This is a genomic window from Actinomadura atramentaria DSM 43919, from assembly GCF_000381885.1.
GTDB lineage: Bacteria > Actinomycetota > Actinomycetes > Streptosporangiales > Streptosporangiaceae > Spirillospora > Spirillospora atramentaria.
Genome location: NZ_KB907210.1, coordinates 225,578 through 240,295, shown reverse-complemented (window position 1 = coordinate 240,295; position 14,718 = coordinate 225,578). Strand labels below are relative to the sequence as shown.

Annotated in this window: 17 protein-coding genes; 3 read left to right on the top strand and 14 right to left on the bottom strand. The window is 72.3% G+C overall.

What is annotated here, in order from left to right:
- Nucleotides 1–29 precede the first annotated feature (29 nt).
- Nucleotides 30–500 carry a hypothetical protein gene (locus G339_RS36550; RefSeq protein WP_019630644.1) on the top strand — a complete coding sequence of 157 codons (471 nt, stop codon included), beginning with the start codon at nucleotides 30–32 and terminating at the stop codon, nucleotides 498–500.
- Nucleotides 501–1,082: 582 nt separating this feature from the next.
- Here G339_RS36550 and G339_RS0108490 read toward each other — a convergent pair.
- Genes G339_RS0108490 through G339_RS0108475 form a run of 4 tightly spaced genes read right to left on the bottom strand, consistent with a single transcriptional unit; the run spans nucleotide 1,083 to nucleotide 5,258 of the window.
- Nucleotides 1,083–1,709, bottom strand: a complete 627-nt coding sequence (locus tag G339_RS0108490) for a class I SAM-dependent methyltransferase (protein WP_019630643.1) — start codon at nucleotides 1,707–1,709, stop codon at nucleotides 1,083–1,085.
- A 16-nt stretch (nucleotides 1,710–1,725) separates the two neighbouring features.
- Nucleotides 1,726–3,024: a hypothetical protein gene (locus G339_RS0108485; protein WP_019630642.1), complete on the bottom strand. Its 1,299-nt coding sequence runs from the start codon at nucleotides 3,022–3,024 to the stop codon at nucleotides 1,726–1,728.
- A 42-nt stretch (nucleotides 3,025–3,066) separates the two neighbouring features.
- Nucleotides 3,067–3,723, bottom strand: a complete 657-nt coding sequence (locus G339_RS0108480) for a LuxR C-terminal-related transcriptional regulator (protein WP_019630641.1) — start codon at nucleotides 3,721–3,723, stop codon at nucleotides 3,067–3,069.
- Nucleotides 3,720–5,258, bottom strand: a complete 1,539-nt coding sequence (locus G339_RS0108475) for an ATP-binding protein (RefSeq protein WP_157407434.1) — start codon at nucleotides 5,256–5,258, stop codon at nucleotides 3,720–3,722. Before G339_RS0108475 ends, G339_RS0108480 begins: the two co-directional genes overlap by 4 nt.
- A 119-nt stretch (nucleotides 5,259–5,377) precedes the next feature.
- On the opposite strand from G339_RS0108475, the gene G339_RS0108470 reads away from it, so the two are divergent.
- Nucleotides 5,378–5,884: a GNAT family N-acetyltransferase gene (locus tag G339_RS0108470; RefSeq protein ID WP_019630640.1), complete on the top strand. Its 507-nt coding sequence runs from the start codon at nucleotides 5,378–5,380 to the stop codon at nucleotides 5,882–5,884.
- Here the strand turns inward: G339_RS0108470 and G339_RS0108465 are convergent.
- Complete coding sequence (locus tag G339_RS0108465; protein ID WP_019630639.1) at nucleotides 5,862–6,086, bottom strand: hypothetical protein; 225 nt, start codon at nucleotides 6,084–6,086, stop codon at nucleotides 5,862–5,864. The genes G339_RS0108470 and G339_RS0108465 overlap by 23 nt on opposite strands.
- Before the next feature lie 209 nt (nucleotides 6,087–6,295).
- On the opposite strand from G339_RS0108465, the gene G339_RS0108460 reads away from it, so the two are divergent.
- Nucleotides 6,296–7,345, top strand: coding sequence for an SGNH/GDSL hydrolase family protein (locus G339_RS0108460; RefSeq protein ID WP_019630638.1), 1,050 nt, complete (start codon nucleotides 6,296–6,298; stop codon nucleotides 7,343–7,345).
- A 3-nt stretch (nucleotides 7,346–7,348) separates the two neighbouring features.
- Here the strand turns inward: G339_RS0108460 and G339_RS0108455 are convergent, their stop codons facing one another.
- The 9 genes from G339_RS0108455 to G339_RS0108415 form a co-directional block, all read right to left on the bottom strand.
- Nucleotides 7,349–8,497 (bottom strand): NAD(P)H-dependent flavin oxidoreductase, encoded by a 1,149-nt coding sequence (locus G339_RS0108455; RefSeq protein WP_019630637.1) that lies wholly within the window; start codon nucleotides 8,495–8,497, stop codon nucleotides 7,349–7,351.
- A 41-nt stretch (nucleotides 8,498–8,538) separates the two neighbouring features.
- Nucleotides 8,539–8,961, bottom strand: coding sequence for a Zn-ribbon domain-containing OB-fold protein (locus tag G339_RS0108450; RefSeq protein WP_019630636.1), 423 nt, complete (start codon nucleotides 8,959–8,961; stop codon nucleotides 8,539–8,541).
- 5 nt (nucleotides 8,962–8,966) lie between these two features.
- Nucleotides 8,967–10,127 carry a thiolase family protein gene (locus tag G339_RS0108445; RefSeq protein ID WP_019630635.1) on the bottom strand — a complete coding sequence of 387 codons (1,161 nt, stop codon included), beginning with the start codon at nucleotides 10,125–10,127 and terminating at the stop codon, nucleotides 8,967–8,969.
- 85 nt (nucleotides 10,128–10,212) lie between these two features.
- A complete protein-coding gene (ehuA, locus tag G339_RS0108440; RefSeq protein ID WP_084693174.1) occupies nucleotides 10,213–11,061 on the bottom strand; it encodes an ectoine/hydroxyectoine ABC transporter ATP-binding protein EhuA in 849 nt (282 codons plus the stop codon).
- On the bottom strand, nucleotides 11,048–11,704 hold the full coding sequence (gene ehuD / locus G339_RS0108435; protein ID WP_019630633.1) for an ectoine/hydroxyectoine ABC transporter permease subunit EhuD: 657 nt from the start codon (nucleotides 11,702–11,704) through the stop codon (nucleotides 11,048–11,050). Before ehuD ends, ehuA begins: the two co-directional genes overlap by 14 nt.
- Nucleotides 11,704–12,408: an ectoine/hydroxyectoine ABC transporter permease subunit EhuC gene (gene ehuC, locus G339_RS0108430; protein ID WP_019630632.1), complete on the bottom strand. Its 705-nt coding sequence runs from the start codon at nucleotides 12,406–12,408 to the stop codon at nucleotides 11,704–11,706. The genes ehuD and ehuC overlap by 1 nt, the downstream gene beginning before the upstream one ends.
- Nucleotides 12,409–12,414: 6 nt before the next feature.
- A complete protein-coding gene (ehuB, locus tag G339_RS0108425; protein WP_019630631.1) occupies nucleotides 12,415–13,308 on the bottom strand; it encodes an ectoine/hydroxyectoine ABC transporter substrate-binding protein EhuB in 894 nt (297 codons plus the stop codon).
- A gap of 91 nt (nucleotides 13,309–13,399) precedes the next feature.
- The gene (thpD, locus tag G339_RS0108420) at nucleotides 13,400–14,305 is read right to left on the bottom strand and encodes an ectoine hydroxylase (protein WP_019630630.1); all 906 of its coding nucleotides are present in this window, start codon (nucleotides 14,303–14,305) and stop codon (nucleotides 13,400–13,402) included.
- The gene (locus G339_RS0108415; protein ID WP_019630629.1) at nucleotides 14,302–14,697 is read right to left on the bottom strand and encodes an ectoine synthase; all 396 of its coding nucleotides are present in this window, start codon (nucleotides 14,695–14,697) and stop codon (nucleotides 14,302–14,304) included. Before G339_RS0108415 ends, thpD begins: the two co-directional genes overlap by 4 nt.
- Nucleotides 14,698–14,718 lie beyond the last annotated feature (21 nt).

Sequence of the window (14,718 nt, the reverse complement as noted above, 5' to 3'; positions counted from 1 at the left end):
CGGTTGACCCGACGGAAGGAGAACAGCCCATGCGAGGCGACACGATCGAGATGACGGTCGACAACGGGACGGGGGTTCCGGCGATCTACCGGGTGACGGCCACCCGGTCGGGCCGCCGCGTCGAACTCGACACCGACCGCACGATGGTCACCATGCGCGAGGTCAGGCGCGACGGCACGGCGGTCGACACGATGCGGTTCCCGCTGGACCGCATCATCGCCATCCACGAGTACCGCATGACGAATCCCGTTCCGCCGCCCCGGCCCTCCACGGGTGGCACCGCACCGCTGGACGGCGCGGTGCCGCCCACCGCGAAGCCGTCAGACAGACCGAGGGCCGGGGGCCTCGCTCCGGGAAGCAGCCGCACCGCCGTCCCGAATAGCGTCTCGATCTCGCCGGTCGCTGGCGAGGCGGGGACTCACGAAGCCGACTCCACTGAACCCCCGAGCCAGCCGAACCGCAGAGGCAAGCCCAGGAAACCCGGAAAGCGCAAACGCTGAGCGCGTTGCATCGGGCACACGCCGCGTCGACCAAGCGCCGCGTCGAGCACGCGCCGCGTTGAGCACGCGCCGCGTTGAGCACGCGCCGCGTTGAGCACGCGCCGCGTTGAGCACGCGCCGCGTTGAGCACGCGCCGCGTTGAGCACGCGCCGCGTTGAGCGCGTGCGGCGTCGGGCACGTGTTTGAGCACGGCCGCTTTGGGCGCATGCCGCGTCGGGCGCGCGCCGCGTTGGGCAGCGTCCCGCAGCAGACAGTGCGCCATGTCAGGTTGTGTGCCACGTCGGGCTGTGCGCCGTGTCGGGCTGTGCGCCACGTCGGGCAATGGGCGACGTCAGGCAACGCGCTGCTTCTAGCATGCTGCGCCGCGAACGCGTCGCGTCAGGCCACAGTGCTGGGCGGGCGGGTTAGCGCGATCGACAGCACAGTGAACGTGGTTACCTGCCCGATGGCGGAGCGAGTGGAGGTCCTTGGCTGATCAGCAGTGTTGCGGCTCGTCCGGAGCTCGCGCCAATGGCTACGAGACGCGTCCACCTGGCTTCTCAGCTCTTGGGAACCGGATCATCGGACACGCGAGCCCTGGTTTCAGGGGACTTCGGTGAGTGGTGGTTTGTGCCAGACGAGCGAGTAACGCCACAGGAGGTGGCGGCGGAACCGGCAGCCCGGCAGCAGGCGGTGCGCCTCCCGGCGGACCTGCGCCCAGGTCTCGATGGGATCGCGCACCGGCATGCCCGGCGGGTCGGTCTTGCCGCCGTTGCGGCGGGCTAGCAGTCGTGCGGCCGGGACGCCGGCGGCGGCGACGGCCCAGTCGAGCGGCGTCTCGTTCCTGGCCAGGCCGACGATCGCGAGCCGGCCGCCGGGGGCGACGAGCCGTGCCATCTCCCGCAGCCCGGCGGCGAGTTCGAGATGGTGCAGCACCGCGACCGCGCACACGAAGTCGTAGGAGCCGGGCGCGAACAACTCGACGTCGCCCCCGGGGAAGTCAGCCTCGGCGAACCGGACGCCCGGCGTGTCCGCGCAGCGCGCCCGCGCGGCGGCGATCATCTCCGGCGAGCGGTCCACGCCCGTCACCTCGCCCGCGACCCCCGCGAGTTTGCGGGCGAGCGTCCCGTCACCACAGCCGAGATCCAGCGCCCGCGCACAGCCGTCCGGTACCAGCCCGAGCAGGAGCGGGTGGTAGTGGACGTTGTGGTTCCAGCCGTCGTCCCCCATTCGGCGGACTCTATCGTCAGGGCCTGACCAGGAAGGAGATGAACGCGACCGTGATCACGGCGGACATGACGGCGACGATGAAGTACACCATCAGAGCGAGGGCGGCGAGCGCGACGATGGCGAAGAGGACGATGCCGATGACCGCGACGGCGGCGCTCCCCGCGACGAGCGCCGCGATGTTCGCGATGGCGCCCTGCGCCAGCGACCCGGCGCTCGCGCCGTCCGGCGCGGGCAGCACGACCGAGATGGCGGCGAGGACCGCGAACACCAAGATGCCCTGGCCGGTCGCGAAGAACTTCAGCGACTCCCAGAGCACGGTGACCGGCCACTGGAGCGCCCAGGTGTGCAGAGCGTCGTGAAGCCACGCGGTTCGGATGGCGAACGGGCCGGCGGCGATGCCCGACGAGTGCTCGTAGACCGCGCGCCAGCCGAACAGCAGGCCGAGGACCGCCGCGTACGCCGTGAGCCGGACCGGACGCGACGTCGGCACCGCACCGGAGAACATCAACCCGCCCGCCAGCAGCGGGTACCCGATCATGAGCGCGAGGCCGAACACGAGGATCAGCAGGTAGCCGGGATAGACGAAGAGCGCGCCGATCGCGTTGACCTCCATCCCGATGCGCGGGATCGCGTAGCCGAACGCCAGGTCGTTGAACGCCACCGCCCAGCCGATGAGTCCGGCGACGGCGGCGATCGTTCCAACGGGCTGCGGAAGCTTCAGGCAGCCCATGACGAGCAGCACCGCGATCCCGATGAAGGACACCGCGAGGATGAACGACAGCCACAGCGGTCCGGTATGGCCCGAGTTGTTGCTGGTGCAGTCGGGGTTGTCGCCGAAGCAGTCCAGCAGCGCGGCGCGGTTCGCCGCCGCGTCGCCGCGTTTCCAGCGGTGGTCCACCGACAGGTAGGAGACCTCGACCTTCAGCTCTTTCGTCAGGGCGGTCCGCTTTCCGCTGCGCGAGTAGAGGCCCGCGCGGAACACCTCGTTGGAGTCCATCCGCTGGAACAGGACGGAGAACGATCCGTCCCGATCGGTGTACGTGGTGGCCGCCGTCTCCCATTCGCCGCCGAACATTCCGGCCCGGCGTTCGAGCCGGACGGTCCGCTCCGACCCGACACCGGGGAACCGGCCCTCGACGCGCACCGGCTCACGGTTGTTCGGCCGCGCGGGCGAGGTGTGGAGGGACGGCCCGTCGGCGTGAGCCGGCAGGGGGCCGCCGAGCATGACGGCCAGGCCCGCGAGCAGGCCGATGATCAAAGCGAGCGCCGCGAGGGGACGGCGGACCGCGACCCTCCGCGTGGCGGACGGTGGCATACCTGGACTCCTTCAGCGGGGGCGGGGGAGCACCGCCCCGGTTCATGCGGGGGGACGGTCGGTGATGTCCAGTGGTTCGAGTCCGAGGGCGCGCTCCAGGTCGGCGGGGGAGTGGTCGCGCAGGTAGGCGGCGAACTTCGCCTTGACGCCGTCCATGTATCCGGCGGCGGTCCGCTCGGTGACGAACAGGCGAGCGGCGATGCTGCGGAACGACTCGCCGCGCGCCCGCCCGGCGAGAACCTGCCGTTCACGCGGTGACAGGGACGGCAGCGCGCCGCGCCGCCCGGCGAGTTCGGCAAGCCCGGTGAGCGCCTGGGTGATGACGACCCGCCCGGCGGCGACTTCCGCGGCCGCGACGCCGAGCGCGTCGAGCGGCTCGGACTTGTGGACGATCCCGCTCGCGCCCGCGTGCAGGCAGGCGACGAGCACGGCACGCCGCCGCTCGCCGGTGTAGACCAGCACGCGGTACCCGGCCCGGACGACGGCGGCCACAGCGTCCGGTCCGCGCGGACCGGGACGCGCCGCCGCGCCCCCGAGCGTGAGATCGAGCAGTACGACCTCGACCTGCGGCCCGGCCGCGAGGAATGCGGGGACATCGGCGAACGCCCCGACGACGTCGAGCCCGGGAACGAGCCGCGCGAGCCCGTCGCGGATCAGGGTGTCGTCGTCGATCGCGGCAACACGAACCAACGCCGTCACCCTGCGCCGCCCGCGTTCGGTTCGCCGCCCGAGTTCTCCGCGCCGCCTGCACTCCCCGCGTCGCCTGCACCCGCCGTGCTGTCCGCACTGCCCGCGTCACCTGTACTCCCCGTGTCGTCCGCACTTCGCGCGTCGCCTGCGCTCCCCGCGCTGCCCACACTTCCCGCGCCGTCCGTACTCCCCGCGCTGTCAGTACTTCCCGCACTGTCCGCATCTGGCAGGCAGTCCGCGTTCCGTGTGTCGCTCGTGTTCTGTGCGCCGCCTGTGACGCGTGCGTTCAGGGGGCTGTTGTTGGTCGCGTTCTGTGTGTTGTTGGCGGTGTTCGTGTTGAGGGGGCCGCGGAGGGTTATACGGACGCCGTCGTCAGGGGCGGAGCGGATGTGGGTGGTTATGTCGTGGGCGGCCAGGGCCGAGCCGGCCTGGACGCGTAGGCCGAAGCCGGTTCCGGTCGTGGCGGGGTCGAAGCCGCGGCCATCGTCGGTGACCGTGACCTCCCACTCGCCCTCGGCAGGGTCGGCGTCGGCGTGGACGACGACGGAGGTCGCCGCGGCGTGCAGGCGGACGTTGGCGAGCAGCGTCGCGACCGCGTCCCGCACGGCGCGCGCCGTCGCGGGCGGCACCTCGACGCCGTCGGCGAGGTCCAGAACGGTCTCCAGCGGCAGGTCGGCGTACTCGTCGGCGGCGGCCCGCACCGCGCCGACCAGAGAACCGGTCGCCGCGCCGGGCGCGTCGGCGGCGTCGTCGAGGAACGCGCGGACCCGGTTGGCCAGCGCCTCGGCCCGCGCGCGCAGCGGCCCGTCCAGCCCGCTGGGGACGGCGCCCGCCGCGAACATCCGCAGGACGCCGACGTTGTCGTGGAGCAGGACCCGCTGGCGTTCCAGCTCGCGCAGCCGCGCGGTCTCGGCGGCGGCGCGCGCGGCGTCGGACCGCGCCCGCTCGGCGTCGGCGGCGAGTCGCCGCAGGTATCCGGCCAGGAGCCGACCGAGCGCCGCGAATCCGGCGTAGGCGACCGCGTTGCCGAGGACGGTGGAGCGGTGCGCGACGGGCGCGGCGGCCAGTGACGTCGCCAGGTAGCAGCCCGCGAGGACGGTGACGGCGGCAAGAATCTCGCGGCGGCGCGTGAACGCGACGGACGCGCCGACGGCGGTGCTGAGCGTGCAGGCGAACCCCCACGCCGTCCAGCTCCCGGTGCGGTCGGCGGCCGACGCGAACGCGGGCTGAAGCAACAGGACGAGCCCGGCCACAGCGGTATCCGCCCAGGCCAGCCGCCGATTCCGGTACACACCGGCGGCCAGGACGACAACGCTGACCGCGACCGACTCGACAAGGTAGCCGCCGAGCACGACGGCGAACACCGCAGGCCGGGTGGCGCGCTCGGCCGCCTCGGGCAGCGCGACCGCGAGCTGTGCGAGGTTGACCGCCCGCACGCCGACGAAGACGGTGACCGCGCACCGCTCCACGCCCGCCGGGGTGGTGGGCAGCGCGCCCTGCCCGCGCCACCACCGCCGCAGCGCGCGGCCCGGTGCCGTTCGCACCGTTCCAGCGGATTCGTCGCCCGGTTCCATGACGCCGAATCCTCGCTCACACCGCAGGTCCGCCGCTACCCGGGAAAACCCGGTGGTCGCGCCGAACGAACCGCGCCTACGATCGCGGCATGGCCACCGACGACGTCCGCGTGCGCGCCGCCGAACCGCGCGATCTGGCGGGGCTCGCCGCGATCGAGGCGTCCGGCGACGCGATGTTCCGGCGGCTGGGGATCGAGTTCCCGCCCGGCCCGATGGTCGTGGAGCGGATGATCCAGGAGAGGGCGCGCATCCTGGTGGCGGGTGATCCGCCGGTGGGCTTCGCGGCGGTGGAGCCGCTGGACGGGGCCGTCCACCTGGAGCAGATCTCGGTCGACGCGGCCGAGACTGGTCGGGGGATCGGCACTGCACTGCTGCGTGCGGTGATCGAGGAAGCGAGCAACGCGAGCGCGCCGGGAGTGAGTCTGATCACCTTCCGCGAGGTTCCGTGGAACGGTCCCTGGTACGCGCGGCACGGATTCGCCGAGCTGCCGATCGCGGACTGGGGCCCGGGACTGCGGCGCTATTGGGCGGCGGAGATCGCCGCCGGACTGCACGGTCTGGGGCCGCGCACGGTCATGTGGCGGCCGACCGGGTGACCGGGCGCGCGGCCTGCTCGACGGCGGGGGCGTCGTCGGCGCACGCGTACACGGCCTCCCCGCCGGGGATACGGCCGACCCGGACGGGGGGCGCGGGCCAGCGTTTGCCGCACACCACGCAGGCGCGTCCGGCGCGCTGCGCGGCGGTGAGCCCGTCGGGGTCGAAGAGGACCTCGCCGGGCGTCTCGTCGTGGAACGTCAACGTCGATCCCTTCGGGAGCGGGAGCCAGCCGAGTCGGGCGAAAGACCACAATCGGCCTTGATCGCCCATTCCCGGCTAGTCGGCATTCAACCATTTCGTCGGCCAAAGCGCGCGGGTTCCGTCGATCGGAAAATAATCTACAATGTAAAGGACGGGAACCTTTCGGGCACCGAGAGCGTCTGGGTTCACGGACCACGGGAGGAGGCGGCATGACCGGACCGGGCTCCTGGCTGCGGCAGGCACGGGAGCGCTTCGGCGAACGCGCGGTCACGGCCGTCATCCTGCTGGCTCTGGTGCTCGTCGCCGTCGTGCCGCTGGCCGCGTTCCCGGCCGCCCGCTGCGAGGTGTTCGGCGCGGGCTGCCGCGTGCCCCTCGCCGAGGTGCGCGGCGACGCGCCGCGCGCCCCCGACGCGCTCGACCCCGCGACGGCCGCCGCGGCCGGGTCCTACGTGGCGCTCGGCGACTCCTACTCGGCGGGCGTGGGGGCGGAGGCGACCGTCGCCGACCAGAACCCGCTGGCCCGCTGCCACCGCACGTCCAAGGCGTACTACCACGCGGTCGCCGCCGCGTTCCCGTTCAAGGGCGGCGGGTTCTACGCGTGCTCGGGCGCGACGGTGAACGACGTCCTGCACGGCCGGTTCGGTGAGCCGCCGCAGATCGGCCGGGTCGACGCGAACACCACGCTGGTCACGCTCAGCATCGGCGGCAACGACATCGGCTTCTCCAAGATCATCGCCGGTTGCGTCGTCAAGCTCCCGTGGAGCGGGAGCTGCACCAAGCAGGGTGGCGACATCGCGCGGCGGATGGCGGCGCTGCGCACGGCGCTGCCCGACCTGCTCGACCAGATCACCGACCGGGCGCCGCGCGCGCGGGTGCTCGTCATGGGCTATCCGCACGCGTTCTCCGAGGTCAACGGGGCGGCGGGCGACAATATCAGCGTGGCCGAGCAGCGCTGGCTGAACGCCCAGACCCACGACCTCAACGAGATCATCAAGCAGGCCGCCGTCGAGGCCGACGACCGGGTGGACGCGGCGGGCGGCGCGGGCAGCGTCGAGTTCGTGGACGCCTACGGCGCGTTCGCGGGCCACGAGGCGGGCAGCGGCGACCCGTACATGAACGGGCTCGCGGTGAACCTGTCCGCGCTGGAGGCCGAGCCGCGCAGCTTCCATCCGACGGCGAGGGGCCAGCAGGCCCTGGCCGCCCTCTTCATCGAGCAGGTGAAGAAGGGGCCGGGCCGGCCGCTGCACCAGTACCGCTGACATCTAGTCGGCGGCGAGCGCGCCGAGCCGGTCCAGGGCCTCGGCGAACTCCCGCATCATGTCGTAGACGACCTGGCGGGCGGGCTTGACGGCGTTCATCTGGCCGACGCACTGCCCGACGAAGTAGTTCGCGAGCGCCCGCGCGCCGGGGTTGCCCGATTCGGCGACCTTGGTGATCTGCCGCATCGCGCCCTCCGCGATGATCATCTGGAGGGGCATGCCGAGCGCGCCGGGGCTGTCGGGGCCCTCCCACTCGTCGGTCCAGGCGGAGCGGAGCTGCCGGGCGGGCTTGCCGGTCCGGGACCGGGAGCGGACCGTGTCGCGGGACGTGGCCGCGAGCATCTTCTCCTTCACGGCTGGGGGTGTCTCGGCCTCCTCGGTCGTGAGCCACACCGAGCCGCACCAGGCGCCGGACGCGCCGAGCGCGAGCGCGGCGGCGAGCTGCCGGCCGGTGGCGATGCCGCCCGCGGCGAGGACGGGGACGGGCGCGACGGTGTCCACGACCTCGGGCACCAGCACCATCGTGGAGATCTCGCCGGTGTGCCCGCCCGCCTCGCCGCCCTGCGCGACGATCAGGTCCACGCCCGCCGCGACCTGGCGGCGGGCGTGCTCGGCGGTGCCGACGAGCGCGGCGACGGGCACGTCCGCGCCGTGCGCGCGCTCGACCATGACGGCGGGTGGTGTGCCGAGCGCGCTGGCGATCAGCGCGATGGGGTGGGCGAGGGAGACGTCGATCAGCGCGGTCGCGCCCTCGGGGGTGACCTGCGTGCCCGCGCCGCGGGCGTTGCCGCGGCGGGCGCGTTCGAAGTCGGGGAGCGGGACGTCGTACCTGGCGAACAGGCCCTGGAGGAACGACCAGTGTTCGGCGGGGACGGCGGCGAGCATGGTGTCCAGGCCGCCCTCGCCGCGGCCCGCCCGCCGTGCGGACTCGTCGATCTTGGCGGGGACGAGGACGTCGACGCCGTAGGGGCGGCCGCCGACGTGCTCGTCGATCCACCGCAGCTCCTCGTCGAGCCGGTCGGGGGTGTAGGCGACGGCGCCGAGGACGCCGAGGCCGCCGGCGTTGGTGACGGCGGCGACGACGTCGCGGCAGTGGCTGAAGGCGAACAGCGGGAACTCGATCCCGAACGTCTCACATACCTCGGTGCGCATGCCGGAGACGCTAACGGGCCGAATCCCGTTCGGTCCAGGGGTCAGGCGGGACGGAACAGAAGGTACGACTCGCCTTCGCCGGGGTGCTCGAACACGGCGGTCAGCGGCAGCCCCTCGCGCAGCGCGGCGCGCTCCACGCCGACGAGCCGGGTGTGCAGCCACGGCCCCTCGGTCAGTTCGACCAGCGCGAGGACCGCGGGCGGCGGGACGGTCCCGTCCTCCGCCGGGCGGCCGTGGACGACGGTCCACGTCACGAGCGTCGCGTCGCCGGCCGCGTCCGCCCAGCCCGGTTCCTCCGAGCCGCAACCGGGGCAGCAGGTGGCGTCCGGCGCGAGCCACAGGTCGCAGTCCGCGCAGCGGCGGATGACGAGCCGGTCGGCGGCGGCCCCGTCGAAGAACGGGTCGGTGCGGAAGTCGCGGCGCAGCACGCCGATTCCGGTCGGCGCGGGGGTGTCGGTCGCCATCGCGGTCAGGCTCCCTTCCGGTGCGGGCTGACGATCAGCGTCGAGTGGTGGTCGAGGATGCCGCCGTTGCCGCTGACCAGGATGACGTCGTTGGCGGGGGCCTGCCGCTCGCCGCCGTCGCCGCGCGCCTGGATCACGGCCTCCGACAGCGGCGTCATGCCCCACATGTAGTAGCCGGAGAGCTGGCCGCCGCCGGTGTTGGTCGGCAGCGCGCCGCCGGGGGCGAGCGCGCCGGACTCGGCGAACGCCCCGCCCTCGCCCTTGGCGCAGAAGCCGTAGTCCTCCAGCGAGACCAGGACGGTGTAGGTGTAGCAGTCGTAGAGCTGGCAGACGTCCACGTCGGCGGGCGTGATCCCCGCCATCTTCATCGCGACGGGCCCGGAGACGGCCGCGCCGGTCGTCAGCCCGAACTCGCTGCCGCGCTCCTTGCGGTGCCCGGGGTGGCCCTGCCCCCATCCCCACACGTGGACGGGCGGCCGGGCGAGGTCGGCGGCGCGGTCGGCGCTCGTGACGATGACGGCGATGGCGCCGTTGGAGACCAGACAGCAGTCGAGGAGGTGCAGTGGTTCGGCGACCCACCGCGACGCCTGGTGGTCGGCGAGGGTGATCGGTTCGCGCATCTGCGCGAGCGGGTTGCGCGCGGCCCACTGCCGGGTGCTGACGGCGATGGCCCCGAGCTGTTCGCTGGTGGTGCCGTAGCGGGCCATGTGGCGCTGCGCGGCGAGCGCGTAGAACGCGTTGACGCTGCGCAGGCCGAGGGCGGCGGTCATCCCGCCGAAGCCGTACCATTCGCGGGCGTCGCGGTGGTAGGCCGAGCCCGCGGACTGCTCGGGCTTGAGCGGCGCGTCGGAGAAGACGCACGCGACGGTGGTCGCCGCGCCGCTGAGGACGGACGCGGCGGCGTAGGAGACCATCGCCCCGGCCGTCGCGCCGAAGGAGTTCATCTGGGTGAGCAGGCGCAGGTCGCGCAGCCCGAGGGTGTCGGCCAGCTCGATGCCGGGCGACCCGCCGAGGCCGTGGCTGACCAGCAGTCCGTCGAGTTCGGTGAGCGCCAGTCCGGCGTCGGCGGCGGCGAGCCGGACGGCGTCGGCGGCGAGCCGGCGCGGACTGCGCCCGTAGACCTTGCCCAGCTCGGTCATTCCGAGCCCTGCGATGGCGGCGTTCACGACCTGCCTCCCTGTGCGCGGCACTGACCGGCGTCACGCTACCGAATCGTGTTCGGCGGCGGGACGCCGGGTCGCGCGGCCGCGCTCAGCTCGCGCGGACGGCCCGCAGGAACTCGCGGGTGCGCGGTTCGGACGGGTCGTCGAAGATCGCCTCGGGCGTCCCCTCCTCGACGATCCGGCCCTGGTCGAACATCAGGACCCGGTTGGAGATGTCGCGCGCGAAGTTCATCTCGTGCGTGACGCACAGCAGCGTCAGGTCCGACTCGCGCGCGATGTCGCGCAGCAGGTCCTGCACGCCGACGACCAGCTCGGGGTCGAGCGCGGAGGTGACCTCGTCCAGCAGCAGCACCCTCGGCCGCATCGCCAGCGCCCGCGCGATGGCGACGCGCTGCTGCTGGCCGCCGGACAGCCGCGACGGATGCGCGTCGATCTTGTCCGCGAGGCCGACGAGGTCGAGGAGCTGCCGGGCGCGCTCGACGGCCTCGTCCCGCGACAGCCCGAGCACCCGCACCGGGCCCTCGGTCAGGTTCCGCAGGACGTTCATGTTGGGGAAGAGGTTGAACTGCTGGAACACCATCCCGATCTGCTTGCGCATCTCGTGCAGGTGCTTCTGGTCGGCGGGGACGCGCTTGCCCTTCTTCTCCCGGTGCCAGAGCGTGTCGTCACCGACCCAGATCAGGCCGCCGTCAGGGCGCTCCAGCGTCATCAGCAGCCGCAGGATCGTCGTCTTGCCCGACCCGGACGGCCCGATCAGCGTGACGCGCTCGCCGGGCGCGACGGTGAAGTCCAGGTCGCGCAGCACCGTGGTGTCCCCGAAGCGCTTCACGACCTTCTCGAACCGCAGGCCGGGCGCGTCGCCCGCGGGCAGCGGCGCAGCGGCGGCCTTCTTCGGCAGCTCGGGGACGTCCCCGGGCACGGTCTCAGTCGGTGGCATGGGTGCGCGTCTCCAGGAGTCGGACGAGGATCGAGGACACCACGCTGACGAGCACGAACAGGACGCCGACCAGCGTGATCGGCTCCAGGAACCGCAGCGAGTGGCTGCCCGCCTTGTAGGCGGCGGCCAGCAGCTCCGTGACGTTGATGGCGAGCAGGAGCGGCGAGTCCTTGAACATGGCGATGAGGTAGTTGCCGAGCGTCGGCAGCACACGGCGGACGGCCTGCGGCAGGATCACGTCGAACCACACGCGCGGGCGCGGGAGGTTCAGTGCGACGGCCGCCTCCCACTGGCCGCGCGGGACGTCCGCGATGCCGCCCCGGTACACCTCGGCGGTGTACGTCGAGTAGTGCAGGCCGAGGCCGATGATCCCGGCGGTGAGCGCGCCGAGCGTGATGCCCCACGTCGGGAGCACGTAGTAGATGAAGAAGAGCTGCACCAGCAGCGGCGTGCTGCGGATGAACTCGGTGATCCACCGGACGGCGCCGTTGACGACGCGGCTCGGCGTGCGGCGCAGCAGCGTCCACACCAGCCCGAGGACGACCGCGATGAGGTAGCCGAGCACCGTCGCGGTGACGGTCAGGCGCAGCCCGTCGAGCAGGTCGGGCAGGATGTCGCCGGTGTAGGTCCAGTCCCAGTCCATCAGCCGCCCACCTCCGCGGCGACGGCGCGCGCCCGGCGGCGCGCGCGGCCGGGGCGGCGGCCGAGTATCCGGTCGACGCGCCGCTCCGCGAGCCGGACGAGCAGTTGCAGCACCTGCGCGATGACGAAGTAGAGGACGAGGATCGCCACGTACGTCCACAGCGTCTCGCCGGTGGAGTTCTGGATCTGCTTGGCGCGGAACGTCAGGTCGCCGATGGTGATCAGCGAGACGATCGCGGACCCCTTCATCAGCTCGATGACGAGGTTCCCGAACGGCGGCAGCATCAGCGCGACCGCCTGCGGCAGGATCACGCGCCGCATCCGCTGCGCGGGCGTCAGGTTCAGCGCGACGGCGGCCTCGTACTGCGCCCGGGGGACGGCGCGGACGGACCCGCGCACGACCTCCGCGCCGTACGCGCCGATGTTGAGGCCGAGCGACAGCACCGCCGCGAACATCGGCGTGAACCGCAGCCCGACCAGCGGCAGCGCGTAGAAGAACCAGTACATGAGCACGAGCGTCGCGGTGCCGCGGAAGAACTCCACGTACACGCGGTTGAGGGCGCGCACCCACGCGCTGCGCGCGGTGCCCGCCAGCCCGAAGGCCAGGGCGAGCACCAGCGCGAGCGCGCTGCCGAGCAGCGTGAGCTGGACGGTGATCCACGCGCCCTTCAGCAGTTGCGGGTAGGCGTCGAGGACGTCGGTCACGGTGGATCAGCCCGCGCAGAACTTGGCGGCGGTGTCGCCCGCGCCCGGCATCTCGGCCTGGGTGAACCCGAACGGCTGGAGGATCGGCAGCAGCCGGTTCGACGACTTGAGCTCGGCGAGCTTGCCGTTGAACGCGGCGACCAGGTCCTTGTCGGCGGGCCGGAACGCGAACGCGCCCGCACCGAACTGCTCCTTGCCGTCGATGACCGGGCTGAACGCGTCGGTGACCTCGAACGGCTCGCCCTTGTGCTTGGACAGGACGTCGGCCAGGGAGATGCGCGTCAGCCAGATGCAGTCGATGCGCCCGGCCTTGAGGCCGTTGTAGGCGCTGGCCTGGCTGTCGAACGTGGTGATGTCGCCCTTCTTCACGCCGAGCTTGGTGGCGTAGCCCTCCTCGACGGCTCCCTGCAGCACGCCGACCTTCACGCCCTTCGCGCCGGGGTCGGTCGGCTTGAGCAGCCCCTTCGGGTTGCCCTTCGGGACCATGAACGCGCTCTTGGCGACGTACTCGGGGTCGGAGAACGCGACCTCGGCGCAGCGGTCGGGGGTGATGAACATCCCGGCGGAGATGACGTCGAACCGCTTGGCCTTCAGACCGCCGATGAGGCCGCCGAAGTCCACCTGGACGCCCTCGACCTTGTCGATCCCCAGCTCCTTGAAAATCACCCGGGCGAGTTCGGGGGCCTCGCCGGTGAGCTTGCCGGAGGAGTCGGTGTAGCCGTACGGGGCCTCGTTGGCGAACCCGACCCTGATCTTGCCGTCCTTCTTGGCCCGCTCCAGGGTGCCGCCGCCGGAGCGCTCCTGCTCGGGGTCGGTCGTGGAGCAGCCCGCCGCGGCGAGCGGCACGGCCGCGCCCAGCAGCGCGGCGGTGCGCAGGAACGTGCGTCGTGAGGAAGTCATCGTCGATCTCCTGGGGAAAGGGGGGTGGGGCCGCGCCCGCCGACGGCGGCGGGGGGACCGGCGGGCGCGACGGTGGGGTCGGACGCGGCGGTTACGCGACGGGGGTGAAGTCGCGGGCGCCGATGAAGTCGGGGCGGCGGCCCGGCGCGGAGAACGGCTCGACGCAGGCGTTCTCGACGCTGTTGAACACCACGAACACGTTCGAGCGCGGGAACGGAGTGATGTTGCCGTTCGAGCCGTGCATGCAGTTGCAGTCGAACATCGTCGCCGAGCCCGCCGGGCCGGTGAACAGCTCGATGCCGTGCTTGTCGGCGAGGATCGACAGGCTGTTGGGGTCGGGCGTGCCGATCTCCTGGCCGACCAGCGACTCCTTGTAGTGGTCGGCGGGCGTCTCGCCCACGCACGCCACGAACGTCCGGTGCGACCCCGGCATGATCATCAGGCCGCCGTTGTGGACGAAGTTCTCGGTCAGCGCGATCGAGATGCTCACCGCGCGCATCCGCGGCATGCCGTCCTCGGCGTGCCAGGTCTCGAAGTCCGAGTGCCAGTAGAAGTCCTTGCCCGTGAAACCCGGCTTGTAGTTCACGCGGCTCTGGTGGACGTACACGTCCGAGCCGAGGATCTGCCGCGCCCGGCCGACGACGCGCGGGTCGCGGACCAGCTCGGCGAACACCTCGCTGATCTTGTGGACCTCGAAGATGGAACGGACCTCGCTGGTGCCGCGCTCGGTCACCGTCCGGTCGTCGGCGAGCATCCGCGGGTCGGACGCCAGGCGGCGCAGCTCGGCGCGGTAGGTCTCGACCTCGTCGGGGGCCAGCAGCTCGTCCACGGTCAGGTAGCCGTTGGCGTCGTAGGACTCCAGCGTCGCGGCGTCGATCGGCCCGTCGCCGGGGCGGCCGTAGACGACCGGGTCCTGCCGGTACAGCAGCGCGGCCTCGCCGGACTTGCGGGTCGGGTAGGTGTCGTCGAGCGAGGGATGGGATTCCAGGATGCTCACGCGTCCTCCTCGGTCAGCAGCGGGTAGGCGCCGTTCTCGTCGTGCGTCTCCCGGCCCGTGCAGGGCGGGTTGAACACGCAGACGGTGCGGACGTCCGTGATGGCGTGCAGCTCGTGGTGGTCGTGCTCGTTGAGCAGGTACATGACGCCGGGCTCGATGCGGTCCTTCTCCCCGGTGTCCTCGTTGGTCAGCTCGCCTTCGCCCTCGACGCAGTACACCGCCTCGATGTGGTTCGCGTACCACATCCGGGTCCGGGTGCCCGCGTAGAGGATGGTCTCGTGCATCGAGAACCCGACCCTGTCGTTGGCGAGCACGAACCGGCGGCTGCACCAGGTCTCGGCCTGCACGTCGCGTTCGGTGCCGATGATGTCCTTGAGCGAGCGGACGATCACGGAATGGTCCTCCTTGTTCGG

Excerpts from the sequence above, each read along its gene's own strand:
- G339_RS36550 (WP_019630644.1), top strand. The coding sequence starts at position 30 with ATGCGAGGCGACACGATCGAGATGACGGTCGACAACGGGACGGGGGTT.
- G339_RS0108490 (WP_019630643.1), bottom strand. The coding sequence starts at position 1,709 with ATGGGGGACGACGGCTGGAACCACAACGTCCACTACCACCCGCTCCTG.
- G339_RS0108485 (WP_019630642.1), bottom strand. The coding sequence starts at position 3,024 with ATGCCACCGTCCGCCACGCGGAGGGTCGCGGTCCGCCGTCCCCTCGCG.
- G339_RS0108470 (WP_019630640.1), top strand. The coding sequence starts at position 5,378 with ATGGCCACCGACGACGTCCGCGTGCGCGCCGCCGAACCGCGCGATCTG.
- G339_RS0108460 (WP_019630638.1), top strand. The coding sequence starts at position 6,296 with ATGACCGGACCGGGCTCCTGGCTGCGGCAGGCACGGGAGCGCTTCGGC.
- G339_RS0108455 (WP_019630637.1), bottom strand. The coding sequence starts at position 8,497 with ATGCGCACCGAGGTATGTGAGACGTTCGGGATCGAGTTCCCGCTGTTC.
- G339_RS0108450 (WP_019630636.1), bottom strand. The coding sequence starts at position 8,961 with ATGGCGACCGACACCCCCGCGCCGACCGGAATCGGCGTGCTGCGCCGC.
- ehuA (WP_084693174.1), bottom strand. The coding sequence starts at position 11,061 with ATGCCACCGACTGAGACCGTGCCCGGGGACGTCCCCGAGCTGCCGAAG.
- ehuD (WP_019630633.1), bottom strand. The coding sequence starts at position 11,704 with ATGGACTGGGACTGGACCTACACCGGCGACATCCTGCCCGACCTGCTC.
- ehuB (WP_019630631.1), bottom strand. The coding sequence starts at position 13,308 with ATGACTTCCTCACGACGCACGTTCCTGCGCACCGCCGCGCTGCTGGGC.